The sequence below is a fragment of the Cellulomonas chitinilytica genome, from assembly GCF_016862675.1.
Taxonomy (GTDB): domain Bacteria; phylum Actinomycetota; class Actinomycetes; order Actinomycetales; family Cellulomonadaceae; genus Cellulomonas; species Cellulomonas chitinilytica.
Map to the genome: position 1 here is coordinate 130,648 of NZ_BONK01000005.1, position 13,383 is coordinate 144,030.

The 13,383-nt window shown below is 73.9% G+C and carries 14 protein-coding genes; 13 read left to right on the top strand and 1 reads right to left on the bottom strand.

What is annotated here, in order from left to right:
* Positions 1-6: 6 nt before the first annotated feature.
* The 5 genes from prcB to hisF all read left to right on the top strand — a co-directional run bounded on the left by prcB (position 7) and on the right by hisF (position 4,751).
* Complete coding sequence (gene prcB, locus Cch01nite_RS08895; protein ID WP_203751557.1) at positions 7-861, top strand: proteasome subunit beta; 855 nt, start codon at positions 7-9, stop codon at positions 859-861.
* Positions 858-1,586 carry a proteasome subunit alpha gene (gene prcA / locus Cch01nite_RS08900; protein WP_203751560.1) on the top strand — a complete coding sequence of 243 codons (729 nt, stop codon included), beginning with the start codon at positions 858-860 and terminating at the stop codon, positions 1,584-1,586. Before prcB ends, prcA begins: the two co-directional genes overlap by 4 nt.
* 43 nt (positions 1,587-1,629) lie before the next feature.
* Complete coding sequence (gene pafA / locus Cch01nite_RS08905) at positions 1,630-2,991, top strand: Pup--protein ligase (RefSeq protein WP_203751563.1); 1,362 nt, start codon at positions 1,630-1,632, stop codon at positions 2,989-2,991.
* A 114-nt stretch (positions 2,992-3,105) separates the two neighbouring features.
* Positions 3,106-3,984, top strand: a complete 879-nt coding sequence (locus tag Cch01nite_RS08910) for an FKBP-type peptidyl-prolyl cis-trans isomerase (protein ID WP_203751566.1) — start codon at positions 3,106-3,108, stop codon at positions 3,982-3,984.
* The gene (hisF, locus tag Cch01nite_RS08915; RefSeq protein ID WP_203751569.1) at positions 3,981-4,751 is read left to right on the top strand and encodes an imidazole glycerol phosphate synthase subunit HisF; all 771 of its coding nucleotides are present in this window, start codon (positions 3,981-3,983) and stop codon (positions 4,749-4,751) included. The genes Cch01nite_RS08910 and hisF overlap by 4 nt, the downstream gene beginning before the upstream one ends.
* A 27-nt stretch (positions 4,752-4,778) precedes the next feature.
* On the opposite strand, the gene Cch01nite_RS08920 is transcribed toward hisF, so the two are convergent.
* On the bottom strand, positions 4,779-5,423 hold the full coding sequence (locus Cch01nite_RS08920) for a TIGR03085 family metal-binding protein (RefSeq protein ID WP_203751572.1): 645 nt from the start codon (positions 5,421-5,423) through the stop codon (positions 4,779-4,781).
* Between the two features lie 122 nt (positions 5,424-5,545).
* On the opposite strand from Cch01nite_RS08920, the gene Cch01nite_RS08925 reads away from it, so the two are divergent.
* The 8 genes from Cch01nite_RS08925 (at position 5,546) to Cch01nite_RS08960 (ending at position 13,370) form a co-directional block, all read left to right on the top strand.
* On the top strand, positions 5,546-7,390 hold the full coding sequence (locus tag Cch01nite_RS08925) for an ABC transporter ATP-binding protein (protein ID WP_203752164.1): 1,845 nt from the start codon (positions 5,546-5,548) through the stop codon (positions 7,388-7,390).
* On the top strand, positions 7,387-9,192 hold the full coding sequence (locus Cch01nite_RS08930; RefSeq protein WP_203751575.1) for an ABC transporter ATP-binding protein: 1,806 nt from the start codon (positions 7,387-7,389) through the stop codon (positions 9,190-9,192). Before Cch01nite_RS08925 ends, Cch01nite_RS08930 begins: the two co-directional genes overlap by 4 nt.
* Before the next feature lie 81 nt (positions 9,193-9,273).
* Positions 9,274-9,693 (top strand): phosphoribosyl-AMP cyclohydrolase, encoded by a 420-nt coding sequence (hisI, locus tag Cch01nite_RS08935; RefSeq protein WP_203751578.1) that lies wholly within the window; start codon positions 9,274-9,276, stop codon positions 9,691-9,693.
* Positions 9,690-11,258, top strand: coding sequence for an anthranilate synthase component I (locus Cch01nite_RS08940; protein WP_203751581.1), 1,569 nt, complete (start codon positions 9,690-9,692; stop codon positions 11,256-11,258). Before hisI ends, Cch01nite_RS08940 begins: the two co-directional genes overlap by 4 nt.
* 74 nt (positions 11,259-11,332) lie before the next feature.
* Positions 11,333-11,860, top strand: coding sequence for a Trp biosynthesis-associated membrane protein (locus Cch01nite_RS08945; protein WP_239070143.1), 528 nt, complete (start codon positions 11,333-11,335; stop codon positions 11,858-11,860).
* 66 nt (positions 11,861-11,926) lie between these two features.
* On the top strand, positions 11,927-12,232 hold the full coding sequence (locus tag Cch01nite_RS08950; RefSeq protein ID WP_203751586.1) for an HGxxPAAW family protein: 306 nt from the start codon (positions 11,927-11,929) through the stop codon (positions 12,230-12,232).
* A gap of 123 nt (positions 12,233-12,355) precedes the next feature.
* Complete coding sequence (locus tag Cch01nite_RS08955) at positions 12,356-12,901, top strand: DUF4190 domain-containing protein (RefSeq protein WP_203751588.1); 546 nt, start codon at positions 12,356-12,358, stop codon at positions 12,899-12,901.
* Between the two features lie 145 nt (positions 12,902-13,046).
* Entirely contained in the window at positions 13,047-13,370 is a 324-nt protein-coding gene (locus Cch01nite_RS08960; protein WP_239070145.1) for a DUF2752 domain-containing protein, read from the top strand.
* Positions 13,371-13,383 lie beyond the last annotated feature (13 nt).

The following is a 13,383-nucleotide window of genomic DNA, read 5'->3' on the forward strand; positions in this document are numbered from 1 at the left end:
GCGCCGATGACGCCATGGACTCCGGGGCCCGACGCCACCACTTCCGGGCGGCTGCCGCACGCGTTCACCACCCCAGGCTCGTCGTCGTTCGTGGACTTCCTCGCGGGGTACGCCCCGCAGCTGCTGCCGGGGCACAGGCCGCTGCCGACCTCTGAGGTGGCGGCGCCGCACGGCACGACGATCGTCGCGCTCGCGTTCGAGGGCGGCATCGTCATGGCGGGCGACCGCCGGGCCACCATGGGCCCGATGATCGCGAGCCGCGAGATCGAGAAGGTGTTCCCGGCGGACGAGTACTCGGCCGTGGGCATCGCCGGCGCCGCGGGCCTGGCCGTCGAGCTGGTGCGCCTGTTCCAGCTCGAGCTCGAGCACTACGAGAAGATCGAGGGCAGTCTGCTGTCGCTCGACGGCAAGGCCAACCGGCTCGCGACGATGATCCGGGGCAACCTCGGGCTCGCGATGCAGGGCCTGGCGGTCGTGCCGCTGTTCGGCGGGTTCGACCTGGACCGCGGCGTCGGGCGGATCTTCTCGTACGACGTCACGGGCGGGCGTTACGAGGAGCACGACCACCACTCGGTGGGTTCCGGGTCGGTGTTCGCCCGCGGCTCCCTCAAGAAGCTGTGGCGTCCCGGTCTCGACGCCGACGGTGCCGTGCGGGTCGCCGTCGAGGCGCTCGTGGACGCAGCGGACGACGACTCGGCGACGGGCGGCCCGGACACGGTCCGGCGGATCTGGCCCGTCGTCGCGACCGTCACGGCCGCCGGCTACCTGCGCGCGGGCGACGAGCAGCTCGGCGAGATCGTCGAGCGCGTGGAGCAGGAACGTCGAGAGGCCCACCGCGGGCGGGGAGGTGCCGCCCGATGAGCATGCCGTTCTACGTCGCGCCCGAGCAGCTGATGAAGGACCGGGCGGACTACGCGCGCAAGGGCATCGCCCGCGGCCGGTCCGTCGTGGTCCTGCAGTACGACGACGGCATCGCCTTCGCGACCGAGAACGCGTCCCGGGCGCTGCACAAGGTCTCGGAGATCTACGACCGGATCGCGTTCGCCGCGGTCGGCAAGTACAACGAGTTCGAGAACCTGCGCGTCGCGGGCGTGCGGTACGCGGACCTGCGCGGCTACTCGTACGACCGTGAGGACGTCACGGCCCGCGGCCTGGCGAACGCGTACGCGCAGACGCTCGGCACGGTGTTCACGACGGAGTCGAAGCCGCTCGAGGTCGAGCTCTGCGTGGCCGAGGTCGGCCGCGCGCCGGCGGGCGACCAGATCTACCGGTTGTCCTACGACGGCTCGGTGGCGGACGAGCACGGGTTCGTCGTCATGGGCGGCCAGGCCGACCGGCTCGGCGGGCTCCTCGAGGACGGCTGGTCGCCCGGGATGACGCTCCCCGAGGTCCTCGCGCTCGGCGTGCGGGTGCTCGGCTCGGCGGGGGAGGACGGCGGCGAGGTGCGGGCCATCCCCGCGCAGCAGCTCGAGGTCGCGGTGCTGGACAGGACGCGGCCGCGGCGCGCGTTCCGCCGCCTGACGGGTGCGCTGCTCGAGGACCTGCTGGCGACGCCCCAGCCGGGCGCCGACGTCGGCACGGACTGACCGGCCGGCGAGCAGGGAACGACGAGGGGAGCGGGGAGCAGGCATGGACCGACGGATCTTCGGCCTGGAGACCGAGTACGGCGTGACGTGCGCCGCCCAGGACGGGCGCGGGCTGTCGGCCGACGAGGTCGCGCGCTACCTGTTCCGCAAGGTCGTCGCGTGGGGCCGTTCGTCGAACGTGTTCCTGCGCAACGGCTCGCGGCTGTACCTCGACGTCGGCTCGCACCCCGAGTACGCGACGGCCGAGTGCGACGACGTGCGCCAGCTCGTCGCGCACGACCGGGCGGGCGAGCGGATCCTCGAAGGTCTCGTCGCGGACGCCCAGCAGCGCCTCGAGCACGAGGGGCTGCCCGGCAAGATCCACCTGTTCAAGAACAACACGGACTCGGCGGGCAACTCCTACGGCTGCCACGAGAACTACCTCGTGCGCCGGCAGGGCGACTTCTCGCGGCTGTCGGACGTGCTGGTCCCGTTCCTCATCACGCGCCAGATCCTCACCGGTGCGGGCAAGGTCCTGAGCACGCCCCGCGGCGCCGTCTACTGCCTGTCGCAGCGCGCCGACCACATCTGGGAGGCGGTCTCCAGCGCGACGACGCGGTCCCGGCCCATCATCAACACGCGGGACGAGCCGCACGCGGACGCCGAGCACTACCGGCGGCTGCACGTGATCGTGGGTGACTCCTCGATGTCCGAGACGACGACGATGCTCAAGGTCGGCACGACGGACCTGCTGCTGCGCATGATCGAGGCGGGCATCCCGATCCGGGAGATGTCGCTCGAGAACCCGATCCGGGCCATCCGGGAGATCAGCCACGACATGACGGGGATGCACCCGGTCGTGCTCGCGAACGGCCGGACGGTGACGGCGGTCGACCTGCAGGAGGAGTACCTGGCGCGGGTGACGGACTTCGTGTCCTCGGACGGGGGCCCGACGCCCGAGACGAAGATGGTGCTCGACCTGTGGGAGCGGGGCCTGCGCGCGCTGCGCACCGGGGACCTGTCGCTCGTGGACCGGGAGCTCGACTGGGTCATCAAGTACAAGCTCATCGAGCGCTACCGCGCCAAGCACGGCCTGGAGCTCTCGGACGTGCGCGTCCAGCGCCTCGACCTGGCGTACCACGACATCTCGCGCACCGAGGGGCTGTACAACCTGCTGGCCGCGAAAGGTCTCGTGGAGCGGGTCAGCACCGACCTGGAGATCTTCGAGGCGACGGCGGTGCCCCCGCAGACGACCCGGGCCAAGCTGCGCGGCGACTTCGTGCGGGCCGCGCAGGAGGCCCGGCGCGACTACACGGTCGACTGGGTCCATCTGAAGCTCAACGACCAGGCGCAGCGGACGGTGCTGTGCAAGGACCCGTTCCGCAGCGTCGACGAGCGCGTGGACAGGCTCATCGAGTCGATGTAGCCGCGACCTCGGCCTCACGGTCCCGGGCCGTACAGTGTGGCGGTGCTCGGCCGTCCGCGGCCGGGACACCGTCGTGCCCGTGCCCGGGTGCGCGCCCCACCAGGAAGGAACACCGTGCGACGACTGCGTGTCACGGCTGCCGCCGCGGTCCTGGCGCTGGTCGCCCTCGCGGGGTGCACCGCCGACGCGACCTCGAACCCGGACGTCACCGTCACGGGTGAGCCCGGCGAGGCCCCGACCGTCACGTACGTGACGCCGCTCGAGGTGTCGAAGACCTACCGCGAGACGGTGTGGCCGGGCACCGGTCCCGAGCTCGTGGAGGGCGGGCCGGTCCTCATCGACTTCTGGCTCGAGAACGCGACGGACGCCTCGCTCGTCGACGAGAGCTTCACGTCGAACCCGACGCCGCGGCTGCTCACCGAGGAGGACCTCGGGACCGACCTGTACAAGACGCTCAAGGGTCAGCAGGTGGGTGCCCGGCTGCTGCAGGTGAGCCCCGGGTCGGGCTCGGGTGCGCTGGACTATCCGACGGTCACCGTGCTCGACGTGCTCCCGACGCGTGCAGACGGCGAACCGGTGCCGCCGCGCGAGGATCTCCCGGCCGTGACGCTGGCGGACAACGGCGCCCCGTCGATCACGCCGACGGGCACGGACCCACCGGCCGACCTCGTCGTCCAGGCGCTCGTCCGGGGCACGGGGGACCAGGTCGCGGAGGGCGACGTGATCACCGTGCAGTACACGGGCTTCGCGTGGACCACCGGCGAGGCGTTCGACTCGACGTGGCACAACGGGCTTCCCGTGTCCTTCTCGTTGCAGGACGTGGAGGCCTGGCAGGAGGGCCTGGTCGACCAGCCCGTCGGCAGCCAGGTGATGCTGGTGGTGCCGCCGACGTACGCCCTGGGCGTCACCGAGAGCCCCGAGCTCGCGGGGCAGACTGTCGTCTTCGTGATCGACATCCTTGCCACGGGCACCCCGGACGGAGGCACCAAGTGACGCTGGCCCTGCGCGTGATCCCTTGTCTCGACGTCGACGCCGGTCGTGTCGTCAAGGGCGTCAACTTCGAGAACCTGCGTGACGCGGGCGACCCGGTGGAGCTCGCCCGCCGGTACGACGCGGAGGGCGCCGACGAGGTGACGTTCCTCGACGTGTCGGCGTCGCTCGCGGGCCGGGACACGACGTTCGACGTGGTGCGCCGCACCGCGGAGGAGGTCTTCGTGCCGCTCACCGTGGGTGGTGGCGTCCGGTCGACCGACGACGTGGACAAGCTCCTGCGGGCGGGTGCCGACAAGGTCGGCGTCAACACCGCCGCGATCGCCCGCCCCGAGGTGATCTCGGAGATCGCCCAGCGGTTCGGCAGCCAGGTGCTCGTCATCTCGATCGACGCGCGTCGCGTCACGGGGGACGTGCGCACGGAGTCCGGGTACGAGGTGACGACGCACGGCGGCAAGCGGGGGACCGGCATCGACGCGGTCGTCTGGGCCGCGCGCGCCGCCGAGCTCGGGGCCGGCGAGGTGCTGCTGAACTCGATGGACGCGGACGGCACCGAGGACGGGTTCGACCTGGAGATGATCCGCGACGTGCGGGGCGTCGTGCACGTGCCGCTGATCGCGAGCGGGGGAGCGGGCACGGTCGAGCACTTCGTCGAGGCGGCCCGGGCGGGCGCCGACGCGGTGCTGGCGGCGAGCGTGTTCCACTTCGGGCAGCTCACGGTGCGCCAGGTGAAGGACGGGCTGCGCGACGCGGGGATCACCGTCCGCTGATCGTGGGCCTTGTCGGTCCGGGGTGCCTCAGGCCGGCAGCCGACGCTCCAGCGCGGCCACGTCGTGCGGTGCGCCCTCGGGCGTGACGTCGGCGGCACGTCCGCGACCGAACGCGTGCAGCAGCAGCTCGCCGACCTCGCCGCGGACCACGACCGTCCCGTGGTCTCCCCGGGCCTTCGCGACGCGGCGGCGGACGCCGTCGGGCCGGACGAGCACGAGGCCGACCCCGGTGCCGCGCGACCGCAGGGGCGCGTTGCGCACGAGCTGGCGCCACAGCGCCTCGGCGAGCTCGGGGTCGAGCGTCCGGGGCGCGACGGGCCCGCCTCCCCGCCGGACGTCCTCGGTGTGCACGAAGAGCTCGACGAGGTTCGCCGCGTCGCCGGCCCACGACATGGGGTGCCAGGCGGCGGGCGGCGCGGCGACGCGTGCGACGAGGTCGCGGTACGCCCCGGGCGTCGCCGCGGAGTCGCCGAGCTCCTGGATGGCCCGTTCGGTGCGGTCGGCGAGCGCCGGCACGACGATGCCGGCGCCGACGAGCGGGGAGCTCTCCCGCAGCACCACGTGCGCGGCGAGGTGGCGGGCCTCCCAGCCTTCGCAGAGCGTCGGCGCGTCGGGCGGGACGGCCGCGAGGGCCTGCGCGAGCGCGGCGCGTTCGTGCTGGTGCCAGGTCATCCCCGCATGCTCGCACGGCTCCCGGGAGCGGGGGGTTGGAACGTTCCATGAGAAGATCGTCGCGTCCCCCTTCGTCCCCCGGAAGGTCTGGCGTGCGCACGCGAGTCGAGCCGTCACGGTCGATGGCTCTCACCGGTTCCGCGGTGCGCCGCGCCGTCACCCTCATGGCCCGGGGCATGCGTGCGCACCCCGGCACGTACGGTCTCGCGATCGGCACCTCCGCGGTGTTCGGGGCCGTCACCGTCGGGGTCAGCCGGGTGCTCGGGGCGGTGACGGACCGGGTCGTGGTGCCGGCGCTGGCGGGTGACGCGGAGGCGCGCGGGGACATCTGGGTGGCGGGTCTGGCGCTCGTCCTCGTCGCGCTCACCCTGAGCCTGTCGGTCGCGGGCCGGCGGGTGTTCGCCGGCAAGGGGTACGCGATGATCCAGGCGGACCACCGGGAAGCCGTCACCCGCCAGTACCTCCGACTGCCGATGTCGTGGCACCGGCGGCACCCCACGGGCCAGCTCCTGTCGAACGCGAGCGCGGACGTCGAGGCGGCGACCTCGATCTTCAACCCGTTGCCGTTCGCGCTCGGGGTCGTCGTGATGCTCGCGGTGGCGGCCGTGGCGCTGTTCCGCACCGACGTGTGGCTCGCGCTGGCGGCTCTCGTCGTACTCCCGCTGGCGATCGTCGCGAACGTCGTCTTCCAGCGGCACATGTCGCCCGCGGTCGGGAAGGCGCAGCAGCTGCGGGCCGAGGTCGCCGACGTCGCCCACGAGAGCTTCGAGGCGGCGCTGCTGGTCAAGGCCCTCGGCACCGAGCACCGCGAGGAGGTCCGGTTCGCCGACCGGGCCGCCCAGCTGCGTGACGCGAACGTGCGGGTCGGGACGGTCCGTGCGCTCTTCGACCCGGTGATCGACCTGCTGCCGAGCCTCGGGACGCTGCTCGTGCTGGTCGTCGGCACGGTCCAGGTGACCGAGGGGCGCGTCGAGACGGGCGACGTGGTGGCCGCGGCCTACCTGCTGACCCTCCTCGCGGTCCCGGTCCGGGCGTTCGGGTGGGTCCTCGGGGAGGCGCCGCGGGCCCTCGTCGGCTACGACCGGATCTCACGCGTGCTGGACGCGCGCGGCGAGCTGCCCGACGGCACCACCAGGTGGGAGCCACGGGGTCCGGGCGCCCGGGTCGAGCTGCGCGACGTCCACCTCACCGTGCCGGGGCACACCGGCCCGGTGGAGCTCCTGCGCGGCGTCGACCTCGCCGTCGCGCCCGGCCGGACCGTCGCCGTGGTCGGGTCGACCGGCGCCGGCAAGACGACCCTGGTGTCGCTCGTCAGCCGGCTCGCGGACCCGACGACCGGTGCGGTGCTGGTCGACGGCATCGACCTGCGCCAGCTGGCCGCCGCCGACCTGACCCGGCACGTCGCGTTCGTCGCGCAGAGCACGTTCGTCTTCGAGGACACGGTGCGCGGGAACGTCACCCTCGCCGACGTCGGCGACCCGGGGTCACCGACCGACGACGAGGTGTGGGACGCGCTGCGCCTCGCGCACGTCGACGACGTGGTCCGGGCGCTGCCCGGCGGGCTGGACGCGGCGCTCGGCGAGCGTGGCGCGAACCTCTCCGGAGGACAGCGGCAGCGGCTCGCCCTGGCCCGTGCTCTGGTCCGGCGACCGCGCGTGCTCGTGCTCGACGACGCCACGTCCGCCGTCGACCCCCGCATCGAGCAGGCGATCCTCACCGGCCTGCGCGGCGCGCAGGGGTCGCCGACCGTCCTGCTCGTCGCCTATCGCATGTCGTCGGTGCTGCTCGCCGACGAGGTGGTGCACGTCGACGGCGGCCTGGTCGTCGACCGCGGCACCCATGCCGAGCTCCTCGCACGCGACCCGGGGTACCGCGAGCTCGCCACCGCGTACGAGCAGGAGTCGGCCCGGCGGGCCGCGGAACGGGCCGACGAGGACGCGACCGAGGTCGTCGAGGAGCACGCGTGAGCGCCGACCACCGGTTCGCCCCGGCCGCGGGGCTGGGCGTCCTCGCGACGCTCCGGCGGGGCGTCCAGGTGTCCCCGCAGCTCGTGCAGGGGCTGGGCGTGACCCTCCTGCTCGCCGTCGTCGCGTCGCTCGGCAAGGTCCTCGTCCCCGTGGCCGTGCAGCAGACCGTCGACACGGGGATCCTCGCCGCGGGTGGCCCCGACGTGTCCCGGGTCACGACGCTCGCGGGTGTGGCCGCGCTCGGTCTGCTGGTCGGCGCGGCGTGCTCGGCGTTCGTCAACGTGCGCCTGTTCCGGTCCAGCGAGGCGGGCCTGTGGACGTTGCGCACGCGCGCGTTCCGGCACGTGCACGACCTGTCGGTCCTCACGCAGAACACGGAGCGGCGCGGCTCGCTCGTCTCGCGCGTCACGTCCGACGTCGACACGATCTCGTTGTTCGTGCAGTGGGGCGGCATCATGCTGCTCGTCTCGGTGCTGCAGATCGGCGTCGCGACGGTCCTGATGTCGGTCTACTCGTGGCAGCTCACGCTGCTCGTCTGGCTCGGCTTCGTCCCGCTCGTGGTGGCGCTGCGTCCGCTGCAGAAGCGGGTCAACGCCCGGTACACCGCGGTCCGCGAGCAGTACGGCGCCATGCTCGGGTCCATCTCCGAGGCCGTCGTCGGCGCGCAGACGATCCGGGCGTACGGCGTCGCCGCCCGCACCCAGCGCCGGGTGGACGCGGCCGTCGTCGCGACGCGGCGGGCGATGATCAGGGCGCAGAACCTCGTCGCGGTGGTCTTCTCGAGCGGTGTGCTGGTCGCCAACCTCGTCCTCGCGGTCGTCGTGGTCGCCGGCACGTACCTCGGGATCGCCGGCGAGCTGACCGCGGGCCGGCTGCTGGCGTTCCTCTTCCTGGTCCAGATGTTCACCGGCCCCGTCCAGCAGGCCACCGAGATCCTCAACGAGCTGCAGAACGCGACCGCGGGGTGGCGCCGCGTGCTGGGCATCCTGGAGACGCCGGTGTCAGTGGTCGACGCGGGACCGGCCGGGGTGCCGAGCCCGCGCGGCGCGGCGACCGTGGAGCTGCGCGGGGTCGGGTTCGCGTACCCGGACGGCCCGCCGGTGCTGCACGACGTCGAGGTGACCGTCCCGGCCGGCGCGTCGGTCGCCGTCGTGGGGGCGACCGGTTCCGGCAAGACGACGATCGCGCGCCTGGTCGCCCGGCTCATGGACCCGACGAGCGGGAGCGTGCTGCTGGACGGCGTGGACCTGCGGGACGTCCCGCTCGCCGACCTGCGCCGCCGGGTCGTGCTCGTCCCGCAGGAGGGCTTCCTGTTCGACGGCACGGTCGCGGAGAACGTCGCCTACGGCTTGCGGGACGCCGACGGCGCGATGCCGTCGCCCGACGACGCCCGGGTGGCCGAGGCGATCGACGCGCTGGGCCTGCGGCCGTGGGTCGACGAGCTCGCCGGTGGCCTGTCGGCGCCCGTCGGCCAGCGCGGCGAGTCGCTGTCGGCCGGGGAACGGCAGCTCGTCGCCCTCGCGCGGGCGTACCTCGCGGCGCCGGACCTGCTCCTGCTCGACGAGGCCACGTCGGCCGTCGACCCCGCGACCGAGGTCCGCATCGCACGGGCGCTCGAGAAGCTCGCGCGCGGGCGCAGCACGCTGACGATCGCGCACCGGCTCTCGACGGCCGAGGCGGCGGACCTGGTGGTCGTCGTGGAGGCCGGGCGCGTCGTCGAGGTGGGACCCCACGCCGGTCTCGTCGCGCAGGGCGGCACGTACTCCGCGATGCACGAGGCATGGGTGGCCCAGACGCGCTGAGGTGCCGCTGAGGCGCCTGTGAGGAGCACTGACACCTGGACGCCGGGCGGGCCGGTGAGCTCGCCGTGGCAGGATCGGTCCGTGCCTGAGAACGGTCCTGGTCCCCGCCCCGCCGACGTCCTGCTCGACCCCGCCGTCGCCGACCGCCTGCGTCGCGACGAGCACGGCCTCGTGGCCGCCGTCGTGCAGCAGCACGACTCGCACGAGGTTCTCATGGTCGGCTGGATGGACGACGAGGCGCTGCGCCGCACGCTCACCACCGGCCGCGTCACGTTCTGGAGCCGGTCCCGGCAGGAGTACTGGCGCAAGGGCGACACGTCCGGCCACGCGCAGTACGTCAAGGCCGTGAGCATCGACTGCGACGGCGACGCCCTGCTCGTGCAGGTCGACCAGGTCGGCGCCGCGTGCCACACCGGTGCGCACACCTGCTTCGAGGCGGGCGGGGCCCTGCCCGCCGTCGTGGGCCAGCGGCCCGAGACCCCTGTGGGAGGAACCCGATGACCGCGCCCAGCGTCACCCCCGGCATCGTCGCAGCGGACGTCCCCTGGGGTGCGACGTGGCCGGCCGTCGGCACGTTCCGGGGCCTGGCTCGCGATCGCCGGGTCATCCCGGTGGTCCGGCGGCTCCTCGCCGACGACGTGACCCCGGTGGGCCTGTACCGGTCGCTCGCGGCGGGACGTCCCGGCACGTTCATCCTCGAGTCGGCCGAGTCCGACGGCACCTGGTCGCGCTGGTCCTTCGTCGGCGTCCGGTCCCGCGCCACGCTCACCGTCCGCGACGGCGCGCCCGTCTGGGTCGGCGACGTGCCGGTGGGCGTGCCGACGGAGGGCGACGCGCTCGAGGTCCTGGAGCAGACGCTCGACGTGCTGCGGACCCCGGCCGTGCCCGGTCTGCCGCCGCTCACCAGCGGGCTCGTCGGCGCGCTGGGCTGGGACATCGTGCGCCACTGGGAGCCGACGCTCCCCGCCAAGGCGCCGGAGGAGCTCGGGGTGCCCGAGCTGACGCTGCTGCTGGCGACCGACCTCGCCGTCGTCGACCATCAGGACGGGTCGGTGTGGCTGGTCGCGAACGCGATCAACTTCGACGACACCGACGAGCGCGTCGACGAGGCGCACGCGGACGCCGTCGCCCGGCTCGACGCGATGCAGGCCCTCCTGCTGCACCCGGTCGACCCCGACGTGTCGGTCCTGGTGGACGCCGACGAGCCCGAGCTCGCGTTCCGCTCCACGCGCGAGGAGTTCGAGCAGCAGGTGCGGATCGGCCAGGAGGCGATCCGGGACGGCGAGGTGTTCCAGGTCGTCCTCTCGCAGCGGCTCGACCTGGACTGCCCGGCGGCCCCGCTCGACGTGTACCGCGTGCTGCGCACGATCAACCCGAGCCCGTACATGTACTACCTGCAGCTGCAGGACGCGGACGGCGCGGACTTCGCGGTCGTCGGGTCGAGCCCGGAGACGCTCGTCAAGGTGACGGACGGCCGGGTCGTCACGTTCCCGATCGCCGGCTCGCGACCGCGCGGCGCGACGCCCGAGGAGGACCGCGCCCTGCAGGACGAGGTGCTCGCCGACCCCAAGGAGCGGGCGGAGCACATCATGCTCGTCGACCTGTCCCGCAACGACCTGGTCAAGGTGTGCGAGCCGACCAGCGTCGAGGTGGTCGAGTTCATGGAGGTCAAGCGGTACTCGCACATCATGCACATCTGCTCGACGGTCGTCGGGCGGCTCCGGGCGGGGGCCACGGCGCTGCAGACGCTCGTCGCGACCTTCCCTGCCGGCACGCTGTCGGGGGCGCCGAAGCCGCGGGCGATCGCGCTGATCGACGAGCTCGAGCCCGCCCGGCGCGGCATCTACGGCGGCACCGTCGGGTACTTCGACTTCGCGGGCGACATGGACATGGCGATCGCGATCCGGACCGCGCTCATCCGTGACGGCCGCGCGAGCGTCCAGGCGGGCGGCGGGATCGTCGCCGACTCGGTGCCCGCGCTCGAGTACGAGGAGTCGCGGAACAAGGCTGCCGCCGCGGTGCGGGCGGTCCAGACGGCGTCCCGGCTGCGCCGGGCGGGGGCATGACGGCGGCCGCTCCCGGCGGACGGGCGCCCACGCCGGCGCCCCGGCGCGGCACGCGTGGGCGTGCCGCGGGTGTGATGGTCCTGCTCGCGGTCGTCTCCGCGGTCCCGGCGCTGCCGACCTGGCTGACCACGACCGGGACGACGCCGTTGCGGGGCACCGTGCCCGTGTCCGTCTCGGGCTCGCAGGTCGCGCCGGGGATCTTCGCCGCGGCTGTCGCGCTGCTCGCGGCGGCCGCCGCCGTCGCCCTGGTCGGCCGCGTCGGGCGGTGGGTCGTCGCGGTCGTCGTCCTGGGGTGCGGCGTGCTCGTCGCCGTGGCTGCGGGCTCGGTGATCGCCGACCCGCTGGCCGCCGCGGCACCCGTCGTCGCGGAGGTCACGGGGGTGGGGCACATCTCCGGGCCCGTGCAGACCACGGCGTGGCCCTGGGTCGCGGTCGTGGCGGGGGCCGTCGTCGTGCTCGGCGCGCTCTGGTTCGTCCGGTCGTCGGCCGGGTGGGCCGGGGCCTCGCGCCGGCACGAGGCGGCGGCGGGCCGCGCGGTCGACGGGCCGGACGACGAACGTTCGGCGTGGGACGCGCTGAGCCGGGGCGACGACCCGTCGTGAGGACGTCGTGCGCAGGTCGCGGTCCGATAAGGTGATGCTCGAATCCCGCACGAAGGGCACCACCTGATGGCTGACCAGTCCCTTGCGCACCGCGCGCAGCACCCCACCCGCACCGAGACGATCCACCTGCCGCCGAGCGCGCCGCCGACGAACCACGGCAAGACGTTCGCCGCCTGGTTCACCACGTACGGGGTCGTCGCCGGTGCCGTCGTCGCCGGCCTCGCGATGGCGTTCGCCGTCGTCTGGCTGTTCTGGGTCGGCCTCGGCGTCATCGTCGTGACGCTGATCCTCGGCAAGGTGCTCCAGGTCCTCGGGCACGGCCAGGGCGGTGCGGCGACGCTCGCCCGCCAGGCTCGTTCCGGCGGTCACTGAGCCACCGAGGTCGCACCTCCCGGAGAGGTCGCGCGGGGCGCTCGTCGAGCAGCTCGGCTCCAGCGCAGCGTGAGGAACGCCGTACGACCCCCGGCTCCCGCCGGGACCCACCGAGGAGGACCGATGTCGACCCCCCAGGACCCGCAGAACCCGACCGGTGGCGGCACGCCCCAGGACCCGGCGTCCCCCTACGGTGCACCGACGCCGCCTCCGGACCCGTCGGCGTCGCAGTACCCGCCGGCGCCTCAGTACCCGACGTACGGGCAGGGCCCGGAGGCGTCGCAGTACCCGCCGGCTCCGCAGTACCCGGCCGGCCAGTACCCGCAGGCCGGGCAGTACCCGCCGGCCGGGCAGTACCCCGCGGCGACCCCGTACGGAGCCGGTCAGTACGGGTACGTGTACCCGAAGAACTCGCTCGGCGTGTGGGCGCTCGTGCTCGGCATCGCCAGCATCGCCCTCGGGTGCGGCTTCTTCGCCGGCATCCCGGCCATCATCGTCGGCAACAACGCGAAGCGCGCCGTGGCCGAGGGGCAGGCCAACAACGGTGGCCTCGGCTCGGCCGGGGTGATCCTCGGCTGGATCGGCGTGGGCCTGTCCGTCCTCGGCATCGTCGCCTGGGCGATCATCATCGGCGTGGCCGGCATCGATGCGGGCACGTCCGGCTACTGACGCCGGGTCGACCGGGCAGCCGGGTGCCGCACCGGGCCTCGCCGGGACGGCAACGGCTCGGGGGTCGCGTGCCGACACGTTCGCACGGGTCCGTCGCCCGCTCGTCGTCGCTGCCGGGACGGCGGCCGGCACGGTGCTGCTCGCGATGCGTGACCCGCACGTGCCGGGCAGCTATGCGGTGTGCCCCCTCAAGGCCCTGACCGGGCTCTCGTGCCCCGCGTGCGGGTGCCTGCGCGCGACGCACGACCTCGCCCACGGCGACCTCGCCGGCGCGTGGGGCATGAACCCGTTGTGGGTGCTGGCCGTGCCGCTCGTCGCGGCGCTGTGGTTGCGGTGGTTCACCGCGGCGGCCACCGGCCGGCCGTCCCGGGCGATCCCCGTCCGGGCGGGATGGGTCGGCCTGGCGGTCGTCCTGGTGTTCGGCGTGCTGCGCAACGTGCCCGCGCTGGCCCCCTGGCTGGCGCCCTGACCGCTCGACCGGA

Bases quoted from the DNA above. Each gene is read 5' to 3' on its own strand.
- prcB (WP_203751557.1), top strand. From the start codon at position 7: ATGACGCCATGGACTCCGGGGCCCGACGCCACCACTTCCGGGCGGCTG.
- Cch01nite_RS08960 (WP_239070145.1), top strand. From the start codon at position 13,047: ATGCGTGACCCGCACGTGCCGGGCAGCTATGCGGTGTGCCCCCTCAAG.
- Cch01nite_RS08955 (WP_203751588.1), top strand. From the start codon at position 12,356: ATGTCGACCCCCCAGGACCCGCAGAACCCGACCGGTGGCGGCACGCCC.
- Cch01nite_RS08950 (WP_203751586.1), top strand. From the start codon at position 11,927: ATGGCTGACCAGTCCCTTGCGCACCGCGCGCAGCACCCCACCCGCACC.
- Cch01nite_RS08920 (WP_203751572.1), bottom strand. From the start codon at position 5,423: ATGACCTGGCACCAGCACGAACGCGCCGCGCTCGCGCAGGCCCTCGCG.
- prcA (WP_203751560.1), top strand. From the start codon at position 858: ATGAGCATGCCGTTCTACGTCGCGCCCGAGCAGCTGATGAAGGACCGG.
- Cch01nite_RS08925 (WP_203752164.1), top strand. From the start codon at position 5,546: ATGGCTCTCACCGGTTCCGCGGTGCGCCGCGCCGTCACCCTCATGGCC.
- pafA (WP_203751563.1), top strand. From the start codon at position 1,630: ATGGACCGACGGATCTTCGGCCTGGAGACCGAGTACGGCGTGACGTGC.
- Cch01nite_RS08945 (WP_239070143.1), top strand. From the start codon at position 11,333: ATGGTCCTGCTCGCGGTCGTCTCCGCGGTCCCGGCGCTGCCGACCTGG.
- Cch01nite_RS08940 (WP_203751581.1), top strand. From the start codon at position 9,690: ATGACCGCGCCCAGCGTCACCCCCGGCATCGTCGCAGCGGACGTCCCC.